The organism is Streptomyces sp. BV286, from assembly GCF_019090165.1.
Taxonomy (GTDB): Bacteria; Actinomycetota; Actinomycetes; order Streptomycetales; family Streptomycetaceae; genus Streptomyces.
In genome coordinates, this window is the sequence record NZ_JAHRIB010000135.1 from 32723 (window position 1) to 52127 (window position 19405).

The window sequence follows — 19405 nt, forward strand, 5'->3', positions numbered from 1 at the left end:
CCGACATCATCCCCATGTCCCTGCGCGCCCTGCACTTCGTGATGCCCGGCGGAGTGGACGACCCGACCATGCCCAGCGGCGGCAACGTGTACGACGCCCGGGTCAGCCTCGACCTGCCCGGCTTCGGCTGGCAGGTGCACAAGCACGCCATCGACGGCAGCTGGCCCCAGCCCGGAGCCCCGGCCCGTGCCGAACTGGCCCGCACCCTCGCGGACCTGGCCGACGGCACCGTCGTACTCCTCGACGGTCTGGTCGCCTGCTCGGTCCCCGAGATCGTCATCCCGGAGGCCGGACGGCTGCGCCTGGTCGTTCTCGTGCACCTGCCGCTCGGCGACGAGACGGGGCTCACGCCCGCGCTGGCCGCGGACCTGGACGCCCGGGAGCGCCGCACCCTGCGTGCCGTGCCGGCCGTCGTCGCCACCAGTGAGTGGGCGGCCCGCAGACTCGTCGCCCACCACGGACTGGCGCCCGACCGGGTCCATGTTGCCGCCCCCGGCGCCGACATCGCTCCGCTCGCCCCCGGCACCGACGGCGTGTCGAGACTGCTGTGCGTGGCTTCGGTCACCCCGCGCAAGGGGCAGCACCGTCTCGTCGAGGCCCTCGCCACCGTCACCGACCTGCGCTGGACCTGCGTCCTCGTCGGCGGCCTCAACCAGGACCCCGAGTACGTGGCCGGACTGCGGAACCTCATCGACGAACACGGCCTCGGCGACCGGCTGCACCTCGCCGGCCCCCAGTCGGGCGCCGCACTCGACGCGAGTTACGCCTCCGCCGACCTGATGGTCCTCACCTCGTACGCGGAGACGTACGGCATGGCCGTCACCGAGGCGCTCGCCCGCGGGATTCCCGTGCTGGCCACGGACGTCGGCGGGCTCCCCGAGGCGGTCGGGCGTGCCCCCGACGGCGGGGTGCCCGGCCTGCTCGTGCCGCCGGAGAACCCCGCGGCGCTCGCCGCGGAACTGCGCGGCTGGTTCGACGAGGCAGACGTACGCCGGCGCCTCAAGGCCGCCGCGCGCGCCCGCCGGGCATCCCTGGGAGGCTGGGCCACCACGGCCCGGAGTCTGTCGGGTGTCCTGGGGCGACTGAAGAGCGAGGCAAGGAGGGGGGCGGCATGAGCGGAACGAGCACCACGCCGACAGGGATTCCGGGGGCCGCTATGACGACCGCCCCGGGACCGGGCGACATGACGCCGGCCGGGGCCGGGGCCGGGGACGGCGGACGGGACACAGGAACGATTCGGCTCGGCGACCGCACCCGCGGCGAAGCCACCGACGACACCACCCGCTACGCCCCCGAGTGGCTTCAGCTGCGCGAGGGCGTCGACGCCTCGGCCCGGGCCTCCGAGCTGCTCGATCCCCTGCGGATCCGGCTCGCGAACCTGCCCCGGCGGGCCAACGGGTTCGTCATCCACGACCTCGGCTGCGGCACCGGATCCATGGGACGCTGGCTCGCGCCCCGGCTCGACGGGCCCCAGCACTGGGTGCTGCACGACCGCGACCCGTACCTGCTGCACTTCGCCGCCGTCGGGTCACCCCGGTCGGCCGCCGACGGCAGCCGGGTCACGGTGGAGACGCAGCGCGGCGACGTCGGCCGGCTCACCGCGGACGCCCTGGCCGGCGCCTCGCTGGTGACGGCCTCCGCGCTGCTGGACGTCCTCACCCCCGACGAGATCGAGACACTGGCCGCGGCCTGCGCCGGGGCCGGCTGCCCCGCCCTCCTCACGCTCTCGGTGGTGGGACGGGTCGAACTCACCCCGGCCCATCCGCTGGACGCCGAGATCGCCGAGGCGTTCAACGACCACCAGCGGCGCGGAGACCTGCTCGGCCCCGAGGCGATCAACGCGGCCTGCGACGCCTTCGCCCGGCACGGCGCGACGGTACGGGTGCACCCCAGCGCGTGGCGCCTCGGACCCGACGAGTCGGCGCTGACGGCGGAGTGGCTGCGCGGCTGGGTCGGCGCGGCCGTCGAACAGCGCCCGGAACTGGCCGGCCCGGCGGCGGCCTATCTCCAGGAGCGCCTCACGGCGTGCGAGGCGGGGGAGCTGCGCGCGGTGGTCCACCACAGCGACCTGCTCGCGCTGGCCCGACCGGGCGGGGAAGTGTGATGGGCGCGCAGGCCGTCGCGGAGGAGGAGGCGCGGTCACTGGCCGCCCTGGACGACGAACTGTCGGCGGCGGTCCGCGACGACCGCGGCGCCGACGCGACGGCGCCGCGGCCTCGCGCCGACGCGAACAGCTCTCTGCCCGCCGTGCGCCCGCACGGCGGCGGGGCCGGCCTCCTGCGCCGTGTCCGCGCCCGCCTCGACTCCCGGCTCCTGCGCACCCACTTCGGCTCGATCGCCGGTGTCGTCATCCTCACCGTGCTGACCTGGCGGCTGGGGACCGGCGTCTTCCTCGACGGCCTGCGCCGCATCGACTCGCTCACGCTCCTCGCGGCGCTCGGCATCGGGGTCCTCACCACGGTGTTCAGCGCCTGGCGCTGGTGCGTGGTGGCCCGCGGCCTGCGGCTCGGGCTCCCGCTGGGCCCGGCCGTCGCGGACTACTACCGTGCGCTGTTCCTCAACGCGGCGCTGCCGGGCGGGGTCCTCGGCGACGTGCACCGCGCGGTCCGGCACGGGCAGAGCGCCGGGGACGTCGGCCGCGGAGTACGCGCCGTCGTCCTGGAGCGGGTCGCGGGCCAGGTGGTCCTGGCCGTGGTCGGTGTGGCCGTACTGCTCACCCTGCCCTCGCCCGTCCTGTCCCAGACCCGGCATCTCGCCGTGCTGCTGGCCGTCGTCTCGCTGTGCGGGGTCGTCACCGTGGGCGCCGTCCGGGGCCGGGGCAGGACGCCCCGTACGTCCCGCCGTCGCCAGGCCGTTCGTGCCACGCTCGCCGAGGCGCGCGGAGCACTGCTGGCGCGCGGGAGCTGGCCGGGCGTGGTGATCTCGTCCGTCGTGGTGCTCGCGGGGCACGTCCTGATGTTCCTGCTCGCGGCCCGGGTCGCCGGGTCCGCCGCGTCCGCCGCCGAGTTGGTGCCGCTGGCGCTGCTGGCCCTGATCGCCATGAGCCTGCCGCTGAACGTCGGCGGCTGGGGGCCCAGGGAGGGCGTCACCGCCTGGGCGTTCGGCGCCGCGGGCCTCGGCGCGACCCAGGGCCTGACCGTGGCCGTCGTCTACGGCGTGCTCAGCTTCGCCGCGAGCCTGCCCGGTGTCGCCGTACTGGTGGCGCGTTGGTACGCGGGACTGCGGAGCCCGCGCGTGGACGGCGCGGCGGCCGGGCCGGGCCCGCGGTCGCCGGGAGCGCGGAAGCCGGGCCGCGCGGAAGGAAGCGGGGACGCTCAGTGCGAATCGACCACCGGCGGCAGTACGGACTCCGATGTCAGCAGCGAGAAGTACGCTCCGAAGGAGTCGGCGAGCGAGGCCAGAAGTTCCTTCCCCTTCCCTGCGGACGCCCTCGAAGGGCGCCCGATGACACCGGACTTGGTATAGGCCGACATGCCGAGAGAGAGCAACTGCCGACGGTCGTCGGCGACGAAGTCGGAGGTCTCGTAGCCAGGCCTGAGGAATTCCGGATCCGTGTGCAGCAGAATGGAGGTCTCAATTTCCCCCGCATGCATATCGGTGAGCAGCGAGGTCTCCACCCCTGCCGCCAACCGTGCCGCTTCCCAGTCCTCGGCCGCCGGGAACAGAGCCATTCGAGCGCCGGCCGCGGAGGATTCCTGAACTACATTGCCCAGTACGTAATTTCCGCCATGACCATTGATCAGTACGAGCGTGTCCACCCCGGAGCGGCGCAGCGATTCGGCTATGTCCCGCACCATCGCATGGAGTGTCACGGAGGAAATGCTCACCGTTCCCGGCCAGGCCGCGTGTTCGTGCGAGCAGGAGATCGTCACCGGAGGAAGGAGGTGAACGGGGAATGCTGCAGCGACCTCCCGGGCGATCGCACACGCGACGAGCGTGTCGGTCGACAGCGGAAGATACGCGCCGTGCTGCTCGAAGCTGCCCACGGGGAGCACGGCGACCTGCCGGGCGACACCGGCGCCTCGTGCCCGTACGTCCTCCGTGGTGTCCACCGGCAACGGACCTGACATCGTGAGCCGTATTTCCGAACCGCCCGAATTGACCATGTTCTCGCGACCTTTCGTCTCTGCTTAGGAACCAGAATCATGACAGAAATAGATGGCGTACTCGCCGGGAAATCCCACTCCGCAGGCGTCGAGCGGGTCGTGAATGCCCCGCTGCCCACGGTGTACGGGGATTTCCAGGCCGTCGGCTACCTGGACCGTACCCGCGGAGACGAACAAGTGGCCCTGGTGTACGGGGACATCCGGGAAGAGGGAATGCTCACACGGCTGCACTCCGAGTGCCTGACCGGTGATGCGTTCGGGTCCCGGCACTGCGAGTGCGGACCCCAGCTCTCCACCGCACTGCGGAAGATCGCGGCGGAGGGCCGCGGCATCCTGATCTACCTCCGGGGGCACGAGGGCCGTGGCATCGGTCTGCTGGCCAAGCTCCAGGCGATGAAGCTCCAGGCGGAGGGCCTCGACACGGTCGAGGCGAACCTCGCGCTCGGACTGCCCGTGGACGCCCGTGACTACGGCGTGGCCGCGGACATCCTGCACGACCTCGGCGTCCGCTCGGTGAGACTGCTGTCCAACAACCCGCGCAAGCGGGAGGCGTTGCTCCGCAACGGCATCGCGGTCGACGCACAGGTGCCGCTGCTGATCCCGCCCTGCGACGACAACATCACCTACCTCCGCACCAAGCGCGAGCGTCTGGACCACGATCTGCCCCACCTGGACGCCGTCGTGGGCCACCGCGTCTGACGCGTCCCGGCCCCCGGCCGCCCCGCGCGCCGCCGACCTCCCCCTGCGGCGCGCGGCGGCCGGGCACGTCACCCGGACGCCCGGGACGTGGTGCGAGCGGTACGGACGGGGGAAGGGAAGAGGGGTGACCGACGACGTCCTGCATCTCTCCCGCGACCAGGTGGCCGGCCTGCTCGACACCGACGCCGCGATCCGCTCCCAGCGGGCGGCCTTCACCGCGCTCGGTGACGGCACCGCCGAGCTGCCGGGGAAGATCATGCACCCGAGCGGGCTCGACGACAGCGTCGTGTTCGCCTACCTGGCGCGGCTGTCCGCGGACACCGGGGCCGTAGCCAAGTTCGGCAGCGTCAACCCGGGCAACGCGGCCGGCGGACTGCCGACCGTGCACGCCGTGATCAACGCGCTCGACCCGGACACCGGGCGCCTCGTCGCCGTCATGGACGGCACGGTGGTGACGACCCTGCGCACGGCCGCCGCGAGCGCGGTGGCCCTCGACGCACTCGCCACCCCCGACAGCGCCGAACTCGGACTCCTCGGCTCCGGCACGCAGGCCCTCGCCCACGCGCGGTCCGTCGCCCGGGTGCGAAATCTGAGAGCGGTACGGCTGTGGAGTCCCACGCCGGACCGGCGCGACCGGGCGGCCCGGCTGCTCGCCGCCGAACTCGCCATCAGCGTCGAGGCCGTGGACTCGCCCGAGGAGGCCGTGGCTGGACTGCCCATGGTCGCGGCCTGCACCCTCAGCAGGACACCCGTCGTCCGGGGCGAATGGCTCGCGCCGGGATGCACGGTCGTGAGCGTCGGTTCCTTCGAACCGAGCCGGAGCGAGGTCGACCCCGAGGTCGTACGGAGAGCCGCCGCCGTCGTCGTCGACGATCCGGCCACCGCGGCGGGACACGCCGGGCCCGTGGTGGACGCGCTGCGCTCCGGAACACTCGCCCACGACGACCTGATCCCGCTCGGCGCCGTCCTCACGGGCCGCCGCGCGGCACGTACGAGCGCGCGGGACATCGTCTACTACAACAGCGTCGGCCTCGGCGTCCAGGACGCCGCAGCCGCCTGGGCCGTGATCGACGCCGCGCGGGAACGCGCCCGTGGAGGGGAGCCCCGCCCATGACAGGTGTGCCCGGTCGTGCGGGAGTCGTCGTCATCGGCGGCGGGGTGATGGGCGCGAGCATCGCCTACCACCTCGCGCGGGCGGGAGTGCCCGACGTGGTGCTGGTCGAGCGGGACGAACTCGCCTCGGGGTCCACCTCGCGGGCCGCGGGAGGCGTGCGCGCCCAGTTCTCCGACGAGCTCAACATCCAGCTCGGCGCGCGGAGCCTGGAGGCGTTCGCCCGCTTCGGCGAGGAGACGGGCCACGACATCGGGCTGCACCGCGTCGGCTACCTCTTCCTCCTGTCGACACCCGAGGAGGTCGAGGCGTTCGAGGCCGGGGTACGGCTGCAGAACGGCCTCGGTGTGCCCAGCCGCATGCTGGACCCGGCCGAGGCCCGCCGCCTGTCGCCGCTGATCACCACCGAGGGGCTGCTGGCCGCCGCCTTCTCCCCGGACGACGGCCACTGCACCCCGGAGGCCGTGGTGCACGGATACGCGGCCGCCGCCCGCCGCCACGGCGCGAGGATCGTCAGGCACTGCGAGGTCACCGGCATCGAGACGCGCGGCGACACCATCACGGCCGTCGTCACCCGACTGGGCCGGATCGCCACCGGGGCCGTGGTCTGCGCGGCCGGCGCCTGGTCCCGGGCCGTCGGCGCGATGGCCGGCGTCGACCTGCCCGTGGAGCCGCTGCGCCGCCAGATCGCCGTCACCGAACCGGTCCCCGACCTCCCGCCCGGCCTGCCCATGACCATCGACTTCACCAGCAGCCTGTACTTCCACACCGAAGGGCCCGGTCTCCTCGTCGGCATGTCGGACCCCGACGAGGAGACCGGGTTCGCCACCGGGACGCACGACCGCTGGATCCCCCGCCTGTGCGCGGCCATGGAGCGCCGCGCCCCCTCCCTGCTCGGCCTGCGCAGGACGGGCGGCTGGGCCGGCCTGTACGAGATCACCCCGGACCACAACGCGCTGATCGGCGAGGCCGGTTCGGTCTCCCGCTTCCTGTACGCGACCGGGTTCTCCGGGCACGGCTTCCTCCAGGGACCGGCCGTCGGCGAGGTCGTCCGTGACCTCTACCTGGGGCATGATCCCTTCGTCGACATCACCCCGCTGCGTGCCGAACGGTTCGCCGCCGACGCCCCGCGACCGGAGGTCAACCGCGTATGACCGAGCTGCACCTGTGGCTGCGCGACGAGACCCGTACGACCGAGCGGCGCACGCCCGTCGTGCCGTCCGACGCCCGGCGGCTCGCCGGGGCCGGTGTGACGCTCACCGTCGAGGAGTCCCCGCAGCGGATCTTCCCCTCCGAGGCGTACGAGGAGGCGGGCTGCCGTGTCGTCGAGGCGGGGACCTGGAGGGACGCACCGGCGGACACGGTGATCGTCGGCCTCAAGGAACTGCCTGATGCTCCCGGGGAGTTGAGGCACCGGCACCTCTTCTTCGGGCACGCGTACAAGGCGCAGCCCGGCGCCGGGGCGCTGCTGCGCCGCTTCGTCGCGGGCGGCGGGGCGCTGTTCGACCTGGAGTACCTGGTGGACGACGACGGGCGCAGGCTCGCCGCCTTCGGCTACTGGGCGGGCTACGTGGGCGCCGCCCTCGCCGTCCTGCACCACCGGGGCAGGCTGACGGCTCCGCTGCGGCCGACGTCGAAGGAGGAACTGGACGCCGGCCTGCGCCCGGCCCCCGGCGACGAGCGATTCTCCTCACTCGTGATCGGGGCGCTGGGCCGCTCCGGACGCGGAGCCGGGGTCGCGCTCATCGAGGCCGGACTCGAACCCACCCGCTGGGATCTCGCCGAGACCCGCGCCCTGGACCGGCAGGCCCTGCTGGAGCACGAGCTGATGGTGAACACGGTGCTCACCACCGGGCCTGCCACACCCTTCCTCACCGACAAGGATTTCGACGACCCGGGCCGCCGCCTCGGCACCGTGTGCGACGTGACCTGCGACGTCGGCTCCCCGTACAACGTCCTGCCGGTCTACGACACGATCACCGACTGGACGGATCCCGTGCGACGCCTGCACGAACGGCCCGCCCTGGACCTCATCGCCATCGACAACCTTCCCTCCCTGCTGCCCGAGGAGGCGAGCACGGACTTCTCGGCGGCCCTGACACCGCAGCTCCTGGAGTTCGGGACGGGCGGGGCGTGGGGGCGCTGCCTGGACCGGTTCGACGAGGCATGCCGTGAACTCGGCTCCACAGAAGGGAAATTGGGCGATGTCTGAGACCGCTGGTTCCGCTGTGGCCCCCGTGCGCCCCTCCGGCACGGTCCACTGGATCGGGGCGGGCCTGTCCACCGGCAGCGGACTGGCCGCGCTCTGCGAAGCCGCCGACCGCGTACGCCTGTGGCACCGCACCGAGCAGCGGGCCGCCCGGAGCCTGGCTGTGCTCGGACTCACCGGCCGCGCCGAGCCGCGCGCGTACACCCCGCAGGCCCTCGAAGCCGAACTGGCCCCGGGAGACGTGGTGGTGTCCATGCTGCCCGCCGCCGGACACGCGGCGCTGCTCGCCGCCTGTGTGCGCGGCGGCGCCCACTTCGCCTGCTCCAGCTACGTCTCGCAGGCGGTGCTCGACCAGGTCCCCGCAGCCGCCGCGGCCGGAGTCGTCGTGCTCACCGAATCCGGGCTCGACCCGGGCATCGACCATCTCTTCGCGCACAGCCTCATCGGCCGCGCCCGCGAGGAGATCGGCGCGGACACCGCCGCCGAGGTGAGCCTCACGTCGTACTGCGGAGGCATCCCCGCCGTCCCGAACGACTTCAGGTACCGCTTCAGCTGGGCTCCGGCCGGTGTCCTCAACGCCCTGCGCTCGCCCGCCCGTTACATCGAGGCGGGCGCCGAGACGACGGCCGCGCTGCCCTGGGAGGCCACGCGGACCCATGTGGTGGACGGGGAGACCTTCGAGGTCTACCCGAACCGCGACAGCGTCCCGTTCGTCGGGCAGTACGGACTGCCGCCCGCCTGGAAGCCCCTGACGTTCGTCCGCGGCACGCTGCGCCTCGACGGCTGGCTCGACGCCTGGCAACCGGTCTTCGAGGAGCTCCGCCACGGCGACGACCGGCGGATCACGGCACTCGCCCAGGAGCTGGCCGCCCGCTACCCGACCACCGACGCGGACCGCGACCGGGTGGTCCTCGCCGTGTCACTGGACGTCCGCGAGGGCTCGGGACGCACCTGGTCGGGGCGCTACCTCCTGGACCTCGAAGGGGACGCCGACGAGAGCGCGATGGCGCGCTGCGTCTCACGGACGCTCGCGCTCGGCGTACGGCGGATCCTCGGCGGCGGTGTACCGGCCGGTCTCCACCGCGCGGCGGAGACGGCCGGGCGGTCCGAGGAGTGGCTCGCCGAACTCGCCCGCGAGGGAGTCGACTTCGTCCTGCGGACAGGCGGTTCCGCCTGACGGACTTCGCGCCGGGCGCGTCCACGACCGGAGGGCCGGCCTCCGCGAGCCGAGCGGGAAACCCCGAAACAGGACAGAGTTCCCGAACGGGCGGTTTCCGACGGCCTTGCGCGGCCCGTACGACGTGAGATGTACGACACACCTGTGACGCGTCGCGGAAATCAGGTACTCGCGGATGCGACCGCCGCCCCCGCGGTGGGCGAACAGCCGGCCGGTCCGGTCCGCGTCAGCGGTCCCGGCCTGCTCGACCGCATCCACCTCTCGCTTCAACTGGGCTTTCACCTGGTCCGGTTGGCGGTCGGTCGCGGTAGGAGCAACCGCTACGAGGGAGGTGTCCGCCGCATGAGGTCCATGGCCGCGGCCGTATGTCCGCGATGTTCCGCGTTCCGGCGCGCGCAGGTGTCGCCCGTCCCTCGGCGCCCGGGGGTCGGGCGGTCCGCCGGGTGGCCGGAAGTGTGTGTCAGTGCGCTGAACTGCGGCTCGGCGCCGGATCCGTAGGCCCGGAGAGTACGTCATAGGAGGCGAGTGGCTGCCTATGCACGCAGGTCTGCCCCCGGTCGGATCGAGTGACGAACCGTACCGCTTCGGTGACTACGCAGCGTGAGGCAACCATTCGCCTGTTCGATTCGTATATCTCCGTGGAAGCCCTGTGGACCCGCTGGGCGACGTGACGCCGGAGCGTCACGATCCGCTTGTCCGGGTCCACACCGAGCAAGGAGAACCGATGCGACCGTTCGCGCTCAACTATGCCCGTCCGGCCCAGCAGTTGGAGGTCAGCGTTCCGTATGCCTATGACTCCAGACTGCAGTTGAACGTGCTCCCGGACGGGCGGCTCGCCGCTCACGACTACGCCGTGTTGCGGGAGCTGGGGGCCACGACCTCGACCGCGGGCTCGAAGACCCACTTCGACGACTGAAGCCGGACCTCAGACGATGACGGTTCTGATCCTGACGTGCGAACAGGATGTGACCGCGGACATGGTGGTGGCGGAGCTCGACGGGAACGGTGTCCCGGTCGTCCGCCTCGACCCCGCGGACCTGCCCGGCCCGGTGGCCCTGTCGGGCGAGTACGTGCACGGCACCTTTCGCGGGCATCTGTCCGCCGGCGGCCGCCTGGTGAGCATGAGCGGGCTGCGGTCCGTGTGGGTGCGCAGGCCCGGCGTGCCCGCGGCCCACGCCGCCGAGCCCTCCGACTGGCTGACCGAGGAGTCCGCGCAGGCGCTCTACGGCATGCTCCGCTCCACCGGCGTGCGCTGGATGAACCACCCCGACGCGGCCCGACGGGCCCGGCACAAGCCCTGGCAGCTCCGCCTGGCCCAGCTCAGCAGCCTGCCCGTACCAGCCACTTTGATCACCACGTTCCCGCAGGCCGCCCGCGAGTTCGCGGACCGCTACCCGGATCTGGTGGTCAAGCCCGTCTCGGGCGCACACCCGCAGGAGCCGCCCAGGGCGGTGCCCACCAGCAGGGTCGCACCCGAGACGGACTTCACGGCTGTCGCCTTCGGCCCGACCCTGCTCCAGCGGCGGGTGGCCAAGCGGGCCGACATCAGGCTGACCTGCGTCGGCGACCGGATCTTCGCCGCACGCAAGGCGGTCGCCCCGGAGGCCGACCCCGACGAGGTGGACGTACGGTTCGCCACCTCCGACGCTCCGTGGCAGGCGGTGGACGCGCCGTCCTGCATCGCGGCCGGAGTGCTCGCCTACCTCCGTGAGGCCGGACTCGCCTACGGAGCCTTCGACTTCGCCGAGGACGCCGAGGGGATGTGGTGGTTCCTGGAGTGCAACCAGTCCGGCCAGTTCGGATTCGTGCAGATCGAGTCGGGGCAGCCGATCGCGGCCGCCGTCGCCGACTGGCTGGCCACCCCCGGCCCGGCCGGCGCACCGGCCAACGGCGGCAGGGCGTGGGCGATCGAAGGTCATTGACCGCACCCTCATCGCCGCTGCTGCTGCCGCCGCTGCCACTGTCACCGCCACCGTCGACTCCGGACACGGACGGCGCCCCGTGCGGGACGCCTGGAACTGTGCGGAGCGCTCCGGGGGGAGCGCTCCGCGTGCGCGGTCAGGTGAGCCGGACCGACAGCCCGCGCGAGGTGAAGACCGGCTCGGCGTGGAACCCGTCCACCGTGATCCCGGCGAACCGCCCCTGCAGCGCCCGCGTCTCGATCACCGGAAGGAGCGTGCCCCGCCTCGGGCGGTGCGAACCGTCGAGCCGCACGACGAGCCTGCTGCCCCGGTCGAGCAGCACCCGGCGGCCGACCTTCAGCGCCGGGTCGCCGTCGCCCGGGAGCGTCACCTCCAGCGTCGTACCGGACGCCTGGGTGTAGGAGCCCCGCACCCGGAGGGGCGAAGTCGCCCGCAGGGTGCCGCCCTTCACCCGTATGTCTCCGCAGCCCAGCGCGTCGGCCGAGGCGGTTGCGAGGACACCCTGCTCCAGCGTGGTGCCGCCGGAGTACTCGTTGTCGCCGGTGAGGGTCAGCGTGCCGCTGCCGCGCTTGACGAGCGCGCCGCGCCCACCGATGTCGTTGCGCCAGGTGTCGGCGCCGGCGAAGCCCCCGGCGGCCGCGTCGAGCGTGACGTGCACGTCGGCGTCGAAGGCCCCGTATCCGTCGGCGGCGGCGAAGAGGTTCAGCCGCCCCCACTTCTCGAAGCCGTCCAGCAGGACGTAACCGGCGGGCAGCGCGGTCGTCCGCAGCACCTCGCGCCGCTGGGCCGCGGAGAGATAGGGGAGCCGGGTCTCCAGCAGGACCTCGGCGCCCTTCGGCACGGTCATGGGGTCGTGAGCGCGCCGCTTGGGCAGCACGTACGTCAACCGGGGCTTCACCGCGGCCCAGTTGGCCGCGCGGTCCGCGTACGGGTCGGTGTCCCGGCCCGCCGAGTGCGCGTAGGCGTGGAGGGTGTCCGCGGTCGTGCCGGTGTGCTGCTGGAAGTAGGCCGCGGCCTGGGCCCGGGCCGCGGCCTTGAGGCCGGCGTTCTTCGGGTCGGCGAGGGCCGCCGCCGCGAGGGCCGTCGACAGGACACGGCCGCCGACCACGTCCATCGTGGAGTGCATGCCCGCCACGATGCGGGTGTGGGCGAGCTCGGAGGCACGGGCCACCAGCTCCTGGAACCGCTCGGGCACCGCGTAGCCCATGGCCAGCGCCGCGAGGTAGAAGGCGTTCGTGTGGCCGCTGGTGAAGCCGCCGTCGTCGGCCGGGTCGGTGCCGCGCTGCCGCAGCAACTGCGGGACGACCACGACGTCGGACTCGTAGACGGGGAAGCCCTGGTCGTCGGTCCTCCCCGTGTCGACGACCTCGTTGTCCTCGTTCATGCGCCACGGGCGGGGGTACTGGTAGCCGAGCTTCGACGGGTTGCTCGACGCGAACGGACCGCGCACGGTGTCGACCAGCTCGGCGACCTTGCCGAGGTCCGAGGTGTACGAACCGGCGCCCAGCGCGGAGCCCGCGGGCGCGTCGGCCGGGACCGCGTCGTTGATCCGGCCGGCCGGCACACCGTCCGGCGCCGAGGTGATGCCGGTGACGGCCTTCGCCCCGCTCCGGTACAGGGCGGCGAGCGGGCCGAGGCCCGCGATCACCGCGTAGCTCTGGTGCTGGCGGTCCTGGACGAACGCCGTCCGGGCCTCGGCGTCCGTGCGGCGCCGGGTGACGCGCGCGCAGTACCGCATGTTGGCGCGCAGCACCTCGGGCATCAGCGGGGTGCCGGTGTTCCAGGCCGTGCCCGTCTTCCAGATGCGCGCGAAGCCGTCGAGGATGTGCACGGCCGCGTTGGTCTCGGACGTGAGGTTGGTGACGACGTTCGTGGTGTACGAGTCCACGAAGGCGGCTGAGGTGTTCGTGGCGGCCGCTGTCGCCGCCGACGCGGTGGCCGGCCAGGCGACGACGGCGGGAGCCGCGATCAGTCCGGCCGAGACGCCCACGGAACTCCGCAGGAACACACGCCGGTCGATACCGGCTCTGCCACGAGGGGGACGGGGGTGCACACCGGGCATGGAGGTGCCTCTCCTTCTGGTCCTGCTGAGGTCTTGACGGGAGGGATGAACTCGAAAGTGCGGAACTCGAAATGCTGGACTCGCACCGAAGCGCTGAACCCGCACCGATCACGTGAGCTGACCCCGGACCGGTGAACGCGGGTTGAACGAGCGGACTCATCGCGCGGTGGTGAACTCAACGGTCGCGGAAACCGCCCTGCCCGCGGCCCTTCACAGCAGCGCCCGCGCCAGCGCCACGGCCCCTTCGACCGGCGGAACGCGCAGCCGCCGCGGCCGTGCCGAGGGCAGTTCCTCGGCGAGCGCGGCGGTGAACGCCTCGTACAGCACCGGCTGGAGGAGCACCGTGCCGCCCGCCACCACGACGTCGTCCACGGGGATTCCGCGTCCGGCGAGCCGTACGACGAGCGACGCGAGTGCGCGGCCGCCCTCGGCGATCACCCGAAGGGCGAGCGAGGAGCCCTCCTCGGCCGCCGCGAACACACTGGGGGCATGGCGCCCCCACTCCGCGGAGACGTCGGTCGCGCTCTCCAGCGCCGCTCCCAGGGCGGGTACTTCGGACACCCCGAAGGCGGCGGTCAGCCGGTCGGCGAGTGCGTCCGGCGGCTCGGCGCGGTCGTGCGCCGCCCACACGGCCCGCGCGGCCTCGCGTACGAGCCCCGCCGAGCCGCCCTCGTCGCCGAGCACCGCGCCCCAGCCGCCGACCTGGATCCCGGTGCCGTCGGCGAGCCGGCCCACCGCGACGGAACCGGTACCGGCGACGAGACCGACGCCCTTGTCCAGACCCGCCGCGGGTACGAGGAGTTCGGCGTCGCCGACGACACGGCAGGGCACATGGAGGAGGGCGTGCAGAGCGGAACGGATCTCCTCGCACTGGCGAGGTGTCTCACAGGCGTGCCCGCCGACGGCCACGGAGGCGGGGCGCGCACCCTGGGGCAACGCGTCGTCGATGAGCGCGGCCAGCCAGGCGGCGGCGGACGCGGGATCGTGCGGCCGCCACCCCCTGCTCCTGCGCACGTGGTCGGCGACCGTGTCCGGCCCGGAGCCGGGGTCGCCCCCGGCTTCCGCGCGCAGATGCGTCTTGGTGCCGCCCACGTCGATACCGACGGCGATGGGCGTGGAGTCCAGCACGGAGCCTCTTTCGTCGGTGCGCGGTACGCGCATGCGAAGCGAGCGGCGGGCGAACCGTGCCTACGAATGTCAACTAGGGAAGCCCCGGGACGGGCTTCGGGGGAGTGCGGCAGGCGAGTACCGCACGAGTTCGTTAGGAAGTTAACTAACGAAGTAGGGTGCGTCAAGGGTTGTGGAACCCATGCCGTACAACCGTTGCGACAGGCCGCTGCGGCATGACCTGAGGGAGAGCATGAACCTGAGCGAAAGCGCCCGCGCCGTGTTCGCCGTACTGGCCGCATCGGGCACCGCCACCCGTCCCCAGCTGGCGGCCGGTGCGGGACTGTCCAAGCCGACCGTCTCCACGGCCGTGGCCGAGCTGGAGGCCGCCGGGCTCGCCGCCTGCTCCGGCACCGCGACCGGCGGCACCGGCCGTTCCGCCGCCGTCTACGGCCTCGGTCCCGCGGCGGGCGCCGTACTGGCCGTCGACCTCGGCCCCACCCACACCCAGGTGCGCGGCTGCGCCCTGGACGGAACCCTGCTCGCCCAGGGCACCGGGCCCCGGGCGGACGCCGCCGACACGGTGCGGGGGGCTCTCGACGCCCTTCCGGCCGGAGCCCCGCTGCGCGCCATCGTCGTCGCCGTCGGCGACGTCACCGCGCGGGACCGGGAGGGCACCGGGATGCGCCCCGCGACCGCCAAGGCCGGCCCCGTCTTCGACGCCATGGCCGTCGCCCTCCCGCCGGGCGTCCCCGTCCACCTGGAGAACAACGTCAACTGCGCCGCGCTCGCCGAACTGCACGAGGGCGCCGCGCGCGGCCGCGACTCGTTCGGCTATCTGCGGATCGGCGTCGGCATCGGCCTCGGCATCGTCATCGGCGGCCACGTGCTGCGCGGGGCGAACGGCGCCGCGGGAGAGCTGGCCCGGCTGCCCTACCCGTGGGACGACGGCCGTGAACCGCGCCAGGAGGCCCTGGAGGAGCGCATGGGCTCCCGATCCCTGCTGCGCCGGGCCGAGGAGGCCTGGCGGGGCACCGACGGCCCCTGCCCCCGTACTCCCGAGGGGCTCTTCGCCCTCGCCGAGGAGAGGCACGCCACAGCCGGTCTCGTGGTCGGCGAGCACGCGGCGGACGTGGGCCGGCTCGCCGCCGCGGTGGTCGCCGTGCTGGACCCGGGGCTGATCGTGCTGGGTGGCGGCACCGGCGCGTTTCCGCAGCTCCTGCCCGGTGTACGGACCGAGCTGGCGCGGCTCAGCTGGCCCACCGAGGTGGTCAGCAGCACGGTCGGCGACAGCGGCACCGTGGCGGGTGCGAGCCGACTTGCCGTGGCCCATGGAATTCAAACCGTGACCGGTGGTATGCGAGTCAAGCATTGACGGGTCAGCCGCAGGTCTGCCAATGTCCGGACAAGCGCTTTCCATGGCCGGCGGGACCCGGCCCTGGGTGAGGCGTCCCGCCGTACTCGACCCGACGTACGGCAGCCGTGCGAGGGCGCGCTCGTACGACTGCGGCTCCCATGCCGGGGACCCCCACTCGTCAGAGCGATGCAGCCGGGCGAGGCCGCACGCCGGAAGGCAACAACCCCAGGGAAAAGACCCGAGCCGCTCGACGGCCAGGGGATCCGTCACGCACATCCAGGAGGACCCGGTGGGTCACCAGATCTCGCGCAGAACCCTGTTCCGCTCCGCGAGCGGCATCGCAGTCGCCGGCGCGCTCGGCACCTCGCTGAGCGCCTGCAGCGGCGGAACCGGCGCCGGCAGCACCAGCAGCGACCTCACCATGATCTGGTGGGGCAGCGACGACCGGCACGCGGCCTACAAGAAGGCGCTGGCCACCTTCCAGAAGAAGAACCCGAAGATCAAGATCCGGGAGACCTACTCCGGCTACGACGGGTACTTCGACAAGTTCAACACCAACATCGCCGGCGGCAGCGCCCCCGACCTGCTGCAGATGGACACCGCTCTGGTCGCGCAGTACGCCCGCAAGGGTGTCCTCGCGCCGATCGACTCCTACGTCGGCAAGAGCCTGGACCTGACCGGCTTCTCCAAGACGCTCCTCGCCGCCGGCACGGTCGACGGCAAGCTGTACGGCGTCCCGTCCGGCATCGGCGTCAACCAGCTCACCGTCAACCGCAGCGGCCTGGAGAAGCTGGGCCTGAAGCTGCCGGACCGCGAGTGGACCTGGGCCGACCTCAAGAAGATCTCCACCGACGTCTACAAGAAGAGCGGCGGCAAGATCCACGGCGTCGACGACGGCGGTGGCGGCACCCTCCAGTGCTTCGAGATCTTCGCCCGTGAGCACGGCGAGACCTTCTTCTCCCCCGACGGCAAGAAGCTCGGCTTCACCGCGGCCACCCTCCAGGAGTGGTGGGAGTACTGGGCCGACATGCGCAAGGCCAACGCCTGCCCGCCGCCGGCGATCACCTCCGCCGCGCACAACGACCTCACCAAGAACGCGGTCGTCATCGGCAAGGCGCTGTTCACCTTCGACTCCGGTGTCTACGGCGCGGGCGGCTCCATCACCGACGCACAGCTGGACTTCCTGCCCACCCCGCAGGGCGACTTCTCCGGCGCGATCGAGGGCAACTTCGTCAACGGCGGTGTACTGCTGAGCGCCACCAAGGCCAGCAAGAAGGTCGCCGACTCGGTGAAGATCATGTCGTTCTTCGCCCAGGACGCCACCGCGATCAAGGACATGCAGCTGCTGCGCGGCATCCCGCCGACGGACAAGGCCCGCAAGCTGATCGCCTCGGGTCTGACCGAGACGGACAAGCTGAACATGGAGAACGCCGACTACATCTCCCAGCGGGTCGGCAAGGCGAGCGACGCCCTGGAGGCCCCCGCGCCCCCGCCGCAGGGCGCCGACCAGATCTGGGACCTGCTGTTCCAGTCGAACCTCGCCGTGGCCTTCGGCAAGAAGTCGATCAAGGCGCAGCTCGGCGAGTTCTTCGACCAGTCCGCCGGAATCCTGGGCGGCTGACGCTCCGCCGAGCCGACGTGCCGCTCGCGGCCGCGGACCGGCCGTGACCGGTCCGCGGCGGCCCCCCCCCGCGCCCCCTCCCGGGGCGCGGGGAGCGCGCCGAGCGGCGCCGCACGACAGAAACACCAGGAGAGGGTCAGGGAGAGATGAGTATGACCACCGCGAAGACCGACGAGGTCGTGAAGGAGCAGCCCGCTCCGTCGACCCCGTCAGACCAGCGGGAGCGTGACCGTATGCGCCGCCGTCTCGCCAGAAGGCGCGGCGGGGGCTGGTGGCCGTACGCCTTCCTGGCCCCGTGGTTCGTCGGCCTGTTCGGCCTGACGATCTACCCGATGCTCGCCTCGCTGTACCTGTCCTTCACCAACTTCGACCTGCTGACACCCGCGCAGTGGATCGGAGTGGACAACTACGACAAGATGTTCACCGACGACCCGGTCTTCTGGGACTCGGTGCACGCCACGCTGCTGTACGTGCTCGTCTCGGTGCCGCTGAAGCTGGCGCTGGCCCTCGGTGTGGCGATGCTGCTCAACCGCGACCTCAGGGGCATCGGCCTGTACCGGGCCGCCTTCTACCTGCCGTCCCTGCTCGGCGGCGCGGTCGCGATCGCCATCGTGTGGCGGCAGGTCTTCGGCGGCGACGGCCTGTTCAACGACTTCCTCGCCTGGTTCGGCATCAAGGGCCAGGACTGGATCTCCAGCCCCGACACCGCCCTCTACACGCTGATCCTGCTGGCGGTCTGGCAGTTCGGCACCCCGATGGTCATCTTCCTCGCCGGCCTCAAGCAGCTGCCGAAGGACGTGTACGAGGCGGCCGCGATCGACGGTGTCACGCCCGTCACCCGGTTCTTCAAGATCACCCTGCCGCTGCTGACGCCGATCGTCTTCTTCAACGTGGTCCTGCAGATCATCGACGCGTTCAAGACGTTCACCCCCGCCTTCGTCATCAGCAACGGCTCCGGCGGACCGCTCAACTCGACCATGCTGTACTCCCTCTACCTGTACAAGAAGGGCTTCACCGACCTCCAGATGGGATACGCCTCGGCTCTCGCCTGGGTGTTGTTCCTGGTCATCGCAGGCTTCACGGCGGTCAACTTCATCGCCAGCCGCTACTGGGTCCACTACGACGACTGAGCGAGGAGTCCTTCACCCATGTCCGCCATCACCACGGCCTCGAAGTCGCCGCTGCAGAAGCTGCGCTCCGCCACCGGTTCACGCCGCATCTTCATCCACACCGTGCTCATCGGCGTGGCGATCGTCATGCTCTATCCGCTGCTGTGGATGCTGAGCAGCTCCCTCAAGCCCGACACCGAGATCTTCACCCAGCCCGGGCTCATCCCGAGCTCGCTGCGCCCGGAGAACTACTCCGAGGGCTGGAGCGGTTCCGGCAACTCCTTCTCCCTCTACATCACCAACTCGCTGATCGTCACGATCGGCGCGGTGATCGGCAACGTGATCTCCTGCTCGCTGGCCGCCTACGCCTTCGCGCGCTTCGAGTTCCGCGGGAAGAAGATCTGGTTCGGCCTGATGCTCGGCACGCTGATGCTGCCGACGCAGGCCGTCCTGATCCCGCAGTACACGATCTTCTACAACCTGACGTGGATCAACACGTTCCTGCCGCTGATCGTGCCGAAGTTCCTCGCGGTGGACGCCTTCTTCATCTTCCTGATGGTCCAGTTCATCCGCTCGATCCCGCGTGAGCTGGACCAGGCGGCGATGATGGACGGCGCCAACCCCTTCCAGATCTACTGGAAGATCATCCTGCCGCTGATGAAGCCGGCGCTCATCACCACCACGATCTTCACCTTCATCTGGACGTACGACGACTTCCTGCACCAGCTCGTCTACCTCCAGCAGAACGACAAGTTCACCGTCCCGCTGGGCCTCACCCTGTTCCTGGACCAGACGAGCGGCTCGTCGTACGGCGCGATGTTCGCCATGTCGACGCTCGCCCTGCTGCCCACGCTCATCTGCTTCCTCATCTTCCAGAAAAGACTGGTGGAAGGCCTGGCCACCTCGGGCATGAAGGGCTGAGTCC

At 72.0% G+C, this 19405-nt stretch carries 16 protein-coding genes and 1 pseudogene; 14 read left to right on the top strand and 3 right to left on the bottom strand.

Annotation, left to right across the window (positions count from 1 at the left end; genetic code table 11):
- Positions 1 to 14 precede the first annotated feature (14 nt).
- The 3 genes and pseudogenes from KUF83_RS19290 to KUF83_RS41995 form a co-directional block, all read left to right on the top strand.
- Complete coding sequence (locus KUF83_RS19290; RefSeq protein WP_217455999.1) at positions 15 to 1115, top strand: glycosyltransferase family 4 protein; 1101 nt, start codon at positions 15 to 17, stop codon at positions 1113 to 1115.
- Complete coding sequence (locus KUF83_RS19295; protein ID WP_217455975.1) at positions 1112 to 2104, top strand: class I SAM-dependent methyltransferase; 993 nt, start codon at positions 1112 to 1114, stop codon at positions 2102 to 2104. The genes KUF83_RS19290 and KUF83_RS19295 overlap by 4 nt, the downstream gene beginning before the upstream one ends.
- A pseudogene (locus KUF83_RS41995) lies at positions 2104 to 3120 on the top strand (YbhN family protein); the annotation flags it as partial. The gene KUF83_RS19295 and the pseudogene KUF83_RS41995, both read left to right, overlap by 1 nt.
- Before the next feature lie 194 nt (positions 3121 to 3314).
- Here KUF83_RS41995 and KUF83_RS19300 read toward each other — a convergent pair.
- A complete protein-coding gene (locus tag KUF83_RS19300) occupies positions 3315 to 4070 on the bottom strand; it encodes a creatininase family protein (protein ID WP_217455976.1) in 756 nt (251 codons plus the stop codon).
- A 75-nt stretch (positions 4071 to 4145) separates the two neighbouring features.
- On the opposite strand from KUF83_RS19300, the gene ribA reads away from it, so the two are divergent.
- From ribA to tgmB, 7 genes are all read left to right on the top strand, one after another.
- On the top strand, positions 4146 to 4805 hold the full coding sequence (gene ribA / locus KUF83_RS19305) for a GTP cyclohydrolase II (protein WP_217455977.1): 660 nt from the start codon (positions 4146 to 4148) through the stop codon (positions 4803 to 4805).
- A gap of 124 nt (positions 4806 to 4929) precedes the next feature.
- Positions 4930 to 5919 carry an ornithine cyclodeaminase family protein gene (locus KUF83_RS19310; RefSeq protein WP_217455978.1) on the top strand — a complete coding sequence of 330 codons (990 nt, stop codon included), beginning with the start codon at positions 4930 to 4932 and terminating at the stop codon, positions 5917 to 5919.
- Positions 5916 to 7070, top strand: a complete 1155-nt coding sequence (locus tag KUF83_RS19315; RefSeq protein ID WP_217455979.1) for an FAD-binding oxidoreductase — start codon at positions 5916 to 5918, stop codon at positions 7068 to 7070. Before KUF83_RS19310 ends, KUF83_RS19315 begins: the two co-directional genes overlap by 4 nt.
- On the top strand, positions 7067 to 8128 hold the full coding sequence (locus tag KUF83_RS19320; RefSeq protein ID WP_217455980.1) for a saccharopine dehydrogenase: 1062 nt from the start codon (positions 7067 to 7069) through the stop codon (positions 8126 to 8128). Before KUF83_RS19315 ends, KUF83_RS19320 begins: the two co-directional genes overlap by 4 nt.
- A complete protein-coding gene (locus tag KUF83_RS19325; RefSeq protein WP_217455981.1) occupies positions 8121 to 9302 on the top strand; it encodes a saccharopine dehydrogenase family protein in 1182 nt (393 codons plus the stop codon). The genes KUF83_RS19320 and KUF83_RS19325 overlap by 8 nt, the downstream gene beginning before the upstream one ends.
- Before the next feature lie 724 nt (positions 9303 to 10026).
- Positions 10027 to 10218, top strand: coding sequence for a putative ATP-grasp-modified RiPP (gene tgmA, locus KUF83_RS19330; protein ID WP_033325990.1), 192 nt, complete (start codon positions 10027 to 10029; stop codon positions 10216 to 10218).
- A 16-nt stretch (positions 10219 to 10234) separates the two neighbouring features.
- Positions 10235 to 11224 carry an ATP-grasp ribosomal peptide maturase gene (tgmB, locus tag KUF83_RS19335; protein ID WP_217455982.1) on the top strand — a complete coding sequence of 330 codons (990 nt, stop codon included), beginning with the start codon at positions 10235 to 10237 and terminating at the stop codon, positions 11222 to 11224.
- Positions 11225 to 11360: 136 nt separating this feature from the next.
- On the opposite strand, the gene KUF83_RS19340 is transcribed toward tgmB, so the two are convergent.
- Both KUF83_RS19340 and KUF83_RS19345 read right to left on the bottom strand, forming a co-directional pair.
- Positions 11361 to 13286, bottom strand: a complete 1926-nt coding sequence (locus KUF83_RS19340) for a phosphatase PAP2 family protein (RefSeq protein ID WP_217455983.1) — start codon at positions 13284 to 13286, stop codon at positions 11361 to 11363.
- Between the two features lie 210 nt (positions 13287 to 13496).
- Complete coding sequence (locus tag KUF83_RS19345; RefSeq protein ID WP_217455984.1) at positions 13497 to 14414, bottom strand: BadF/BadG/BcrA/BcrD ATPase family protein; 918 nt, start codon at positions 14412 to 14414, stop codon at positions 13497 to 13499.
- 232 nt (positions 14415 to 14646) lie between these two features.
- Between KUF83_RS19345 and KUF83_RS19350 the strand changes: the two genes are divergently transcribed.
- From KUF83_RS19350 to KUF83_RS19365, 4 genes are all read left to right on the top strand, one after another.
- On the top strand, positions 14647 to 15768 hold the full coding sequence (locus KUF83_RS19350) for an ROK family protein (RefSeq protein WP_217455985.1): 1122 nt from the start codon (positions 14647 to 14649) through the stop codon (positions 15766 to 15768).
- Between the two features lie 271 nt (positions 15769 to 16039).
- Positions 16040 to 17371: an ABC transporter substrate-binding protein gene (locus tag KUF83_RS19355; protein WP_217455986.1), complete on the top strand. Its 1332-nt coding sequence runs from the start codon at positions 16040 to 16042 to the stop codon at positions 17369 to 17371.
- A 152-nt stretch (positions 17372 to 17523) separates the two neighbouring features.
- Complete coding sequence (locus KUF83_RS19360; RefSeq protein WP_217455987.1) at positions 17524 to 18501, top strand: carbohydrate ABC transporter permease; 978 nt, start codon at positions 17524 to 17526, stop codon at positions 18499 to 18501.
- Between the two features lie 18 nt (positions 18502 to 18519).
- Positions 18520 to 19401 carry a carbohydrate ABC transporter permease gene (locus KUF83_RS19365; RefSeq protein WP_217455988.1) on the top strand — a complete coding sequence of 294 codons (882 nt, stop codon included), beginning with the start codon at positions 18520 to 18522 and terminating at the stop codon, positions 19399 to 19401.
- Positions 19402 to 19405 lie beyond the last annotated feature (4 nt).

Coding starts and splice junctions, on each gene's coding strand:
- KUF83_RS19290 (WP_217455999.1), top strand. CDS start 15: ATGTCCCTGCGCGCCCTGCACTTCGTGATGCCCGGCGGAGTGGACGAC.
- KUF83_RS19295 (WP_217455975.1), top strand. CDS start 1,112: ATGAGCGGAACGAGCACCACGCCGACAGGGATTCCGGGGGCCGCTATG.
- KUF83_RS19300 (WP_217455976.1), bottom strand. CDS start 4,070: ATGTCAGGTCCGTTGCCGGTGGACACCACGGAGGACGTACGGGCACGA.
- ribA (WP_217455977.1), top strand. CDS start 4,146: ATGACAGAAATAGATGGCGTACTCGCCGGGAAATCCCACTCCGCAGGC.
- KUF83_RS19315 (WP_217455979.1), top strand. CDS start 5,916: ATGACAGGTGTGCCCGGTCGTGCGGGAGTCGTCGTCATCGGCGGCGGG.
- KUF83_RS19320 (WP_217455980.1), top strand. CDS start 7,067: ATGACCGAGCTGCACCTGTGGCTGCGCGACGAGACCCGTACGACCGAG.
- KUF83_RS19325 (WP_217455981.1), top strand. CDS start 8,121: ATGTCTGAGACCGCTGGTTCCGCTGTGGCCCCCGTGCGCCCCTCCGGC.
- tgmA (WP_033325990.1), top strand. CDS start 10,027: ATGCGACCGTTCGCGCTCAACTATGCCCGTCCGGCCCAGCAGTTGGAG.
- tgmB (WP_217455982.1), top strand. CDS start 10,235: ATGACGGTTCTGATCCTGACGTGCGAACAGGATGTGACCGCGGACATG.
- KUF83_RS19340 (WP_217455983.1), bottom strand. CDS start 13,286: ATGCCCGGTGTGCACCCCCGTCCCCCTCGTGGCAGAGCCGGTATCGAC.
- KUF83_RS19350 (WP_217455985.1), top strand. CDS start 14,647: ATGAACCTGAGCGAAAGCGCCCGCGCCGTGTTCGCCGTACTGGCCGCA.
- KUF83_RS19360 (WP_217455987.1), top strand. CDS start 17,524: ATGACCACCGCGAAGACCGACGAGGTCGTGAAGGAGCAGCCCGCTCCG.
- KUF83_RS19365 (WP_217455988.1), top strand. CDS start 18,520: ATGTCCGCCATCACCACGGCCTCGAAGTCGCCGCTGCAGAAGCTGCGC.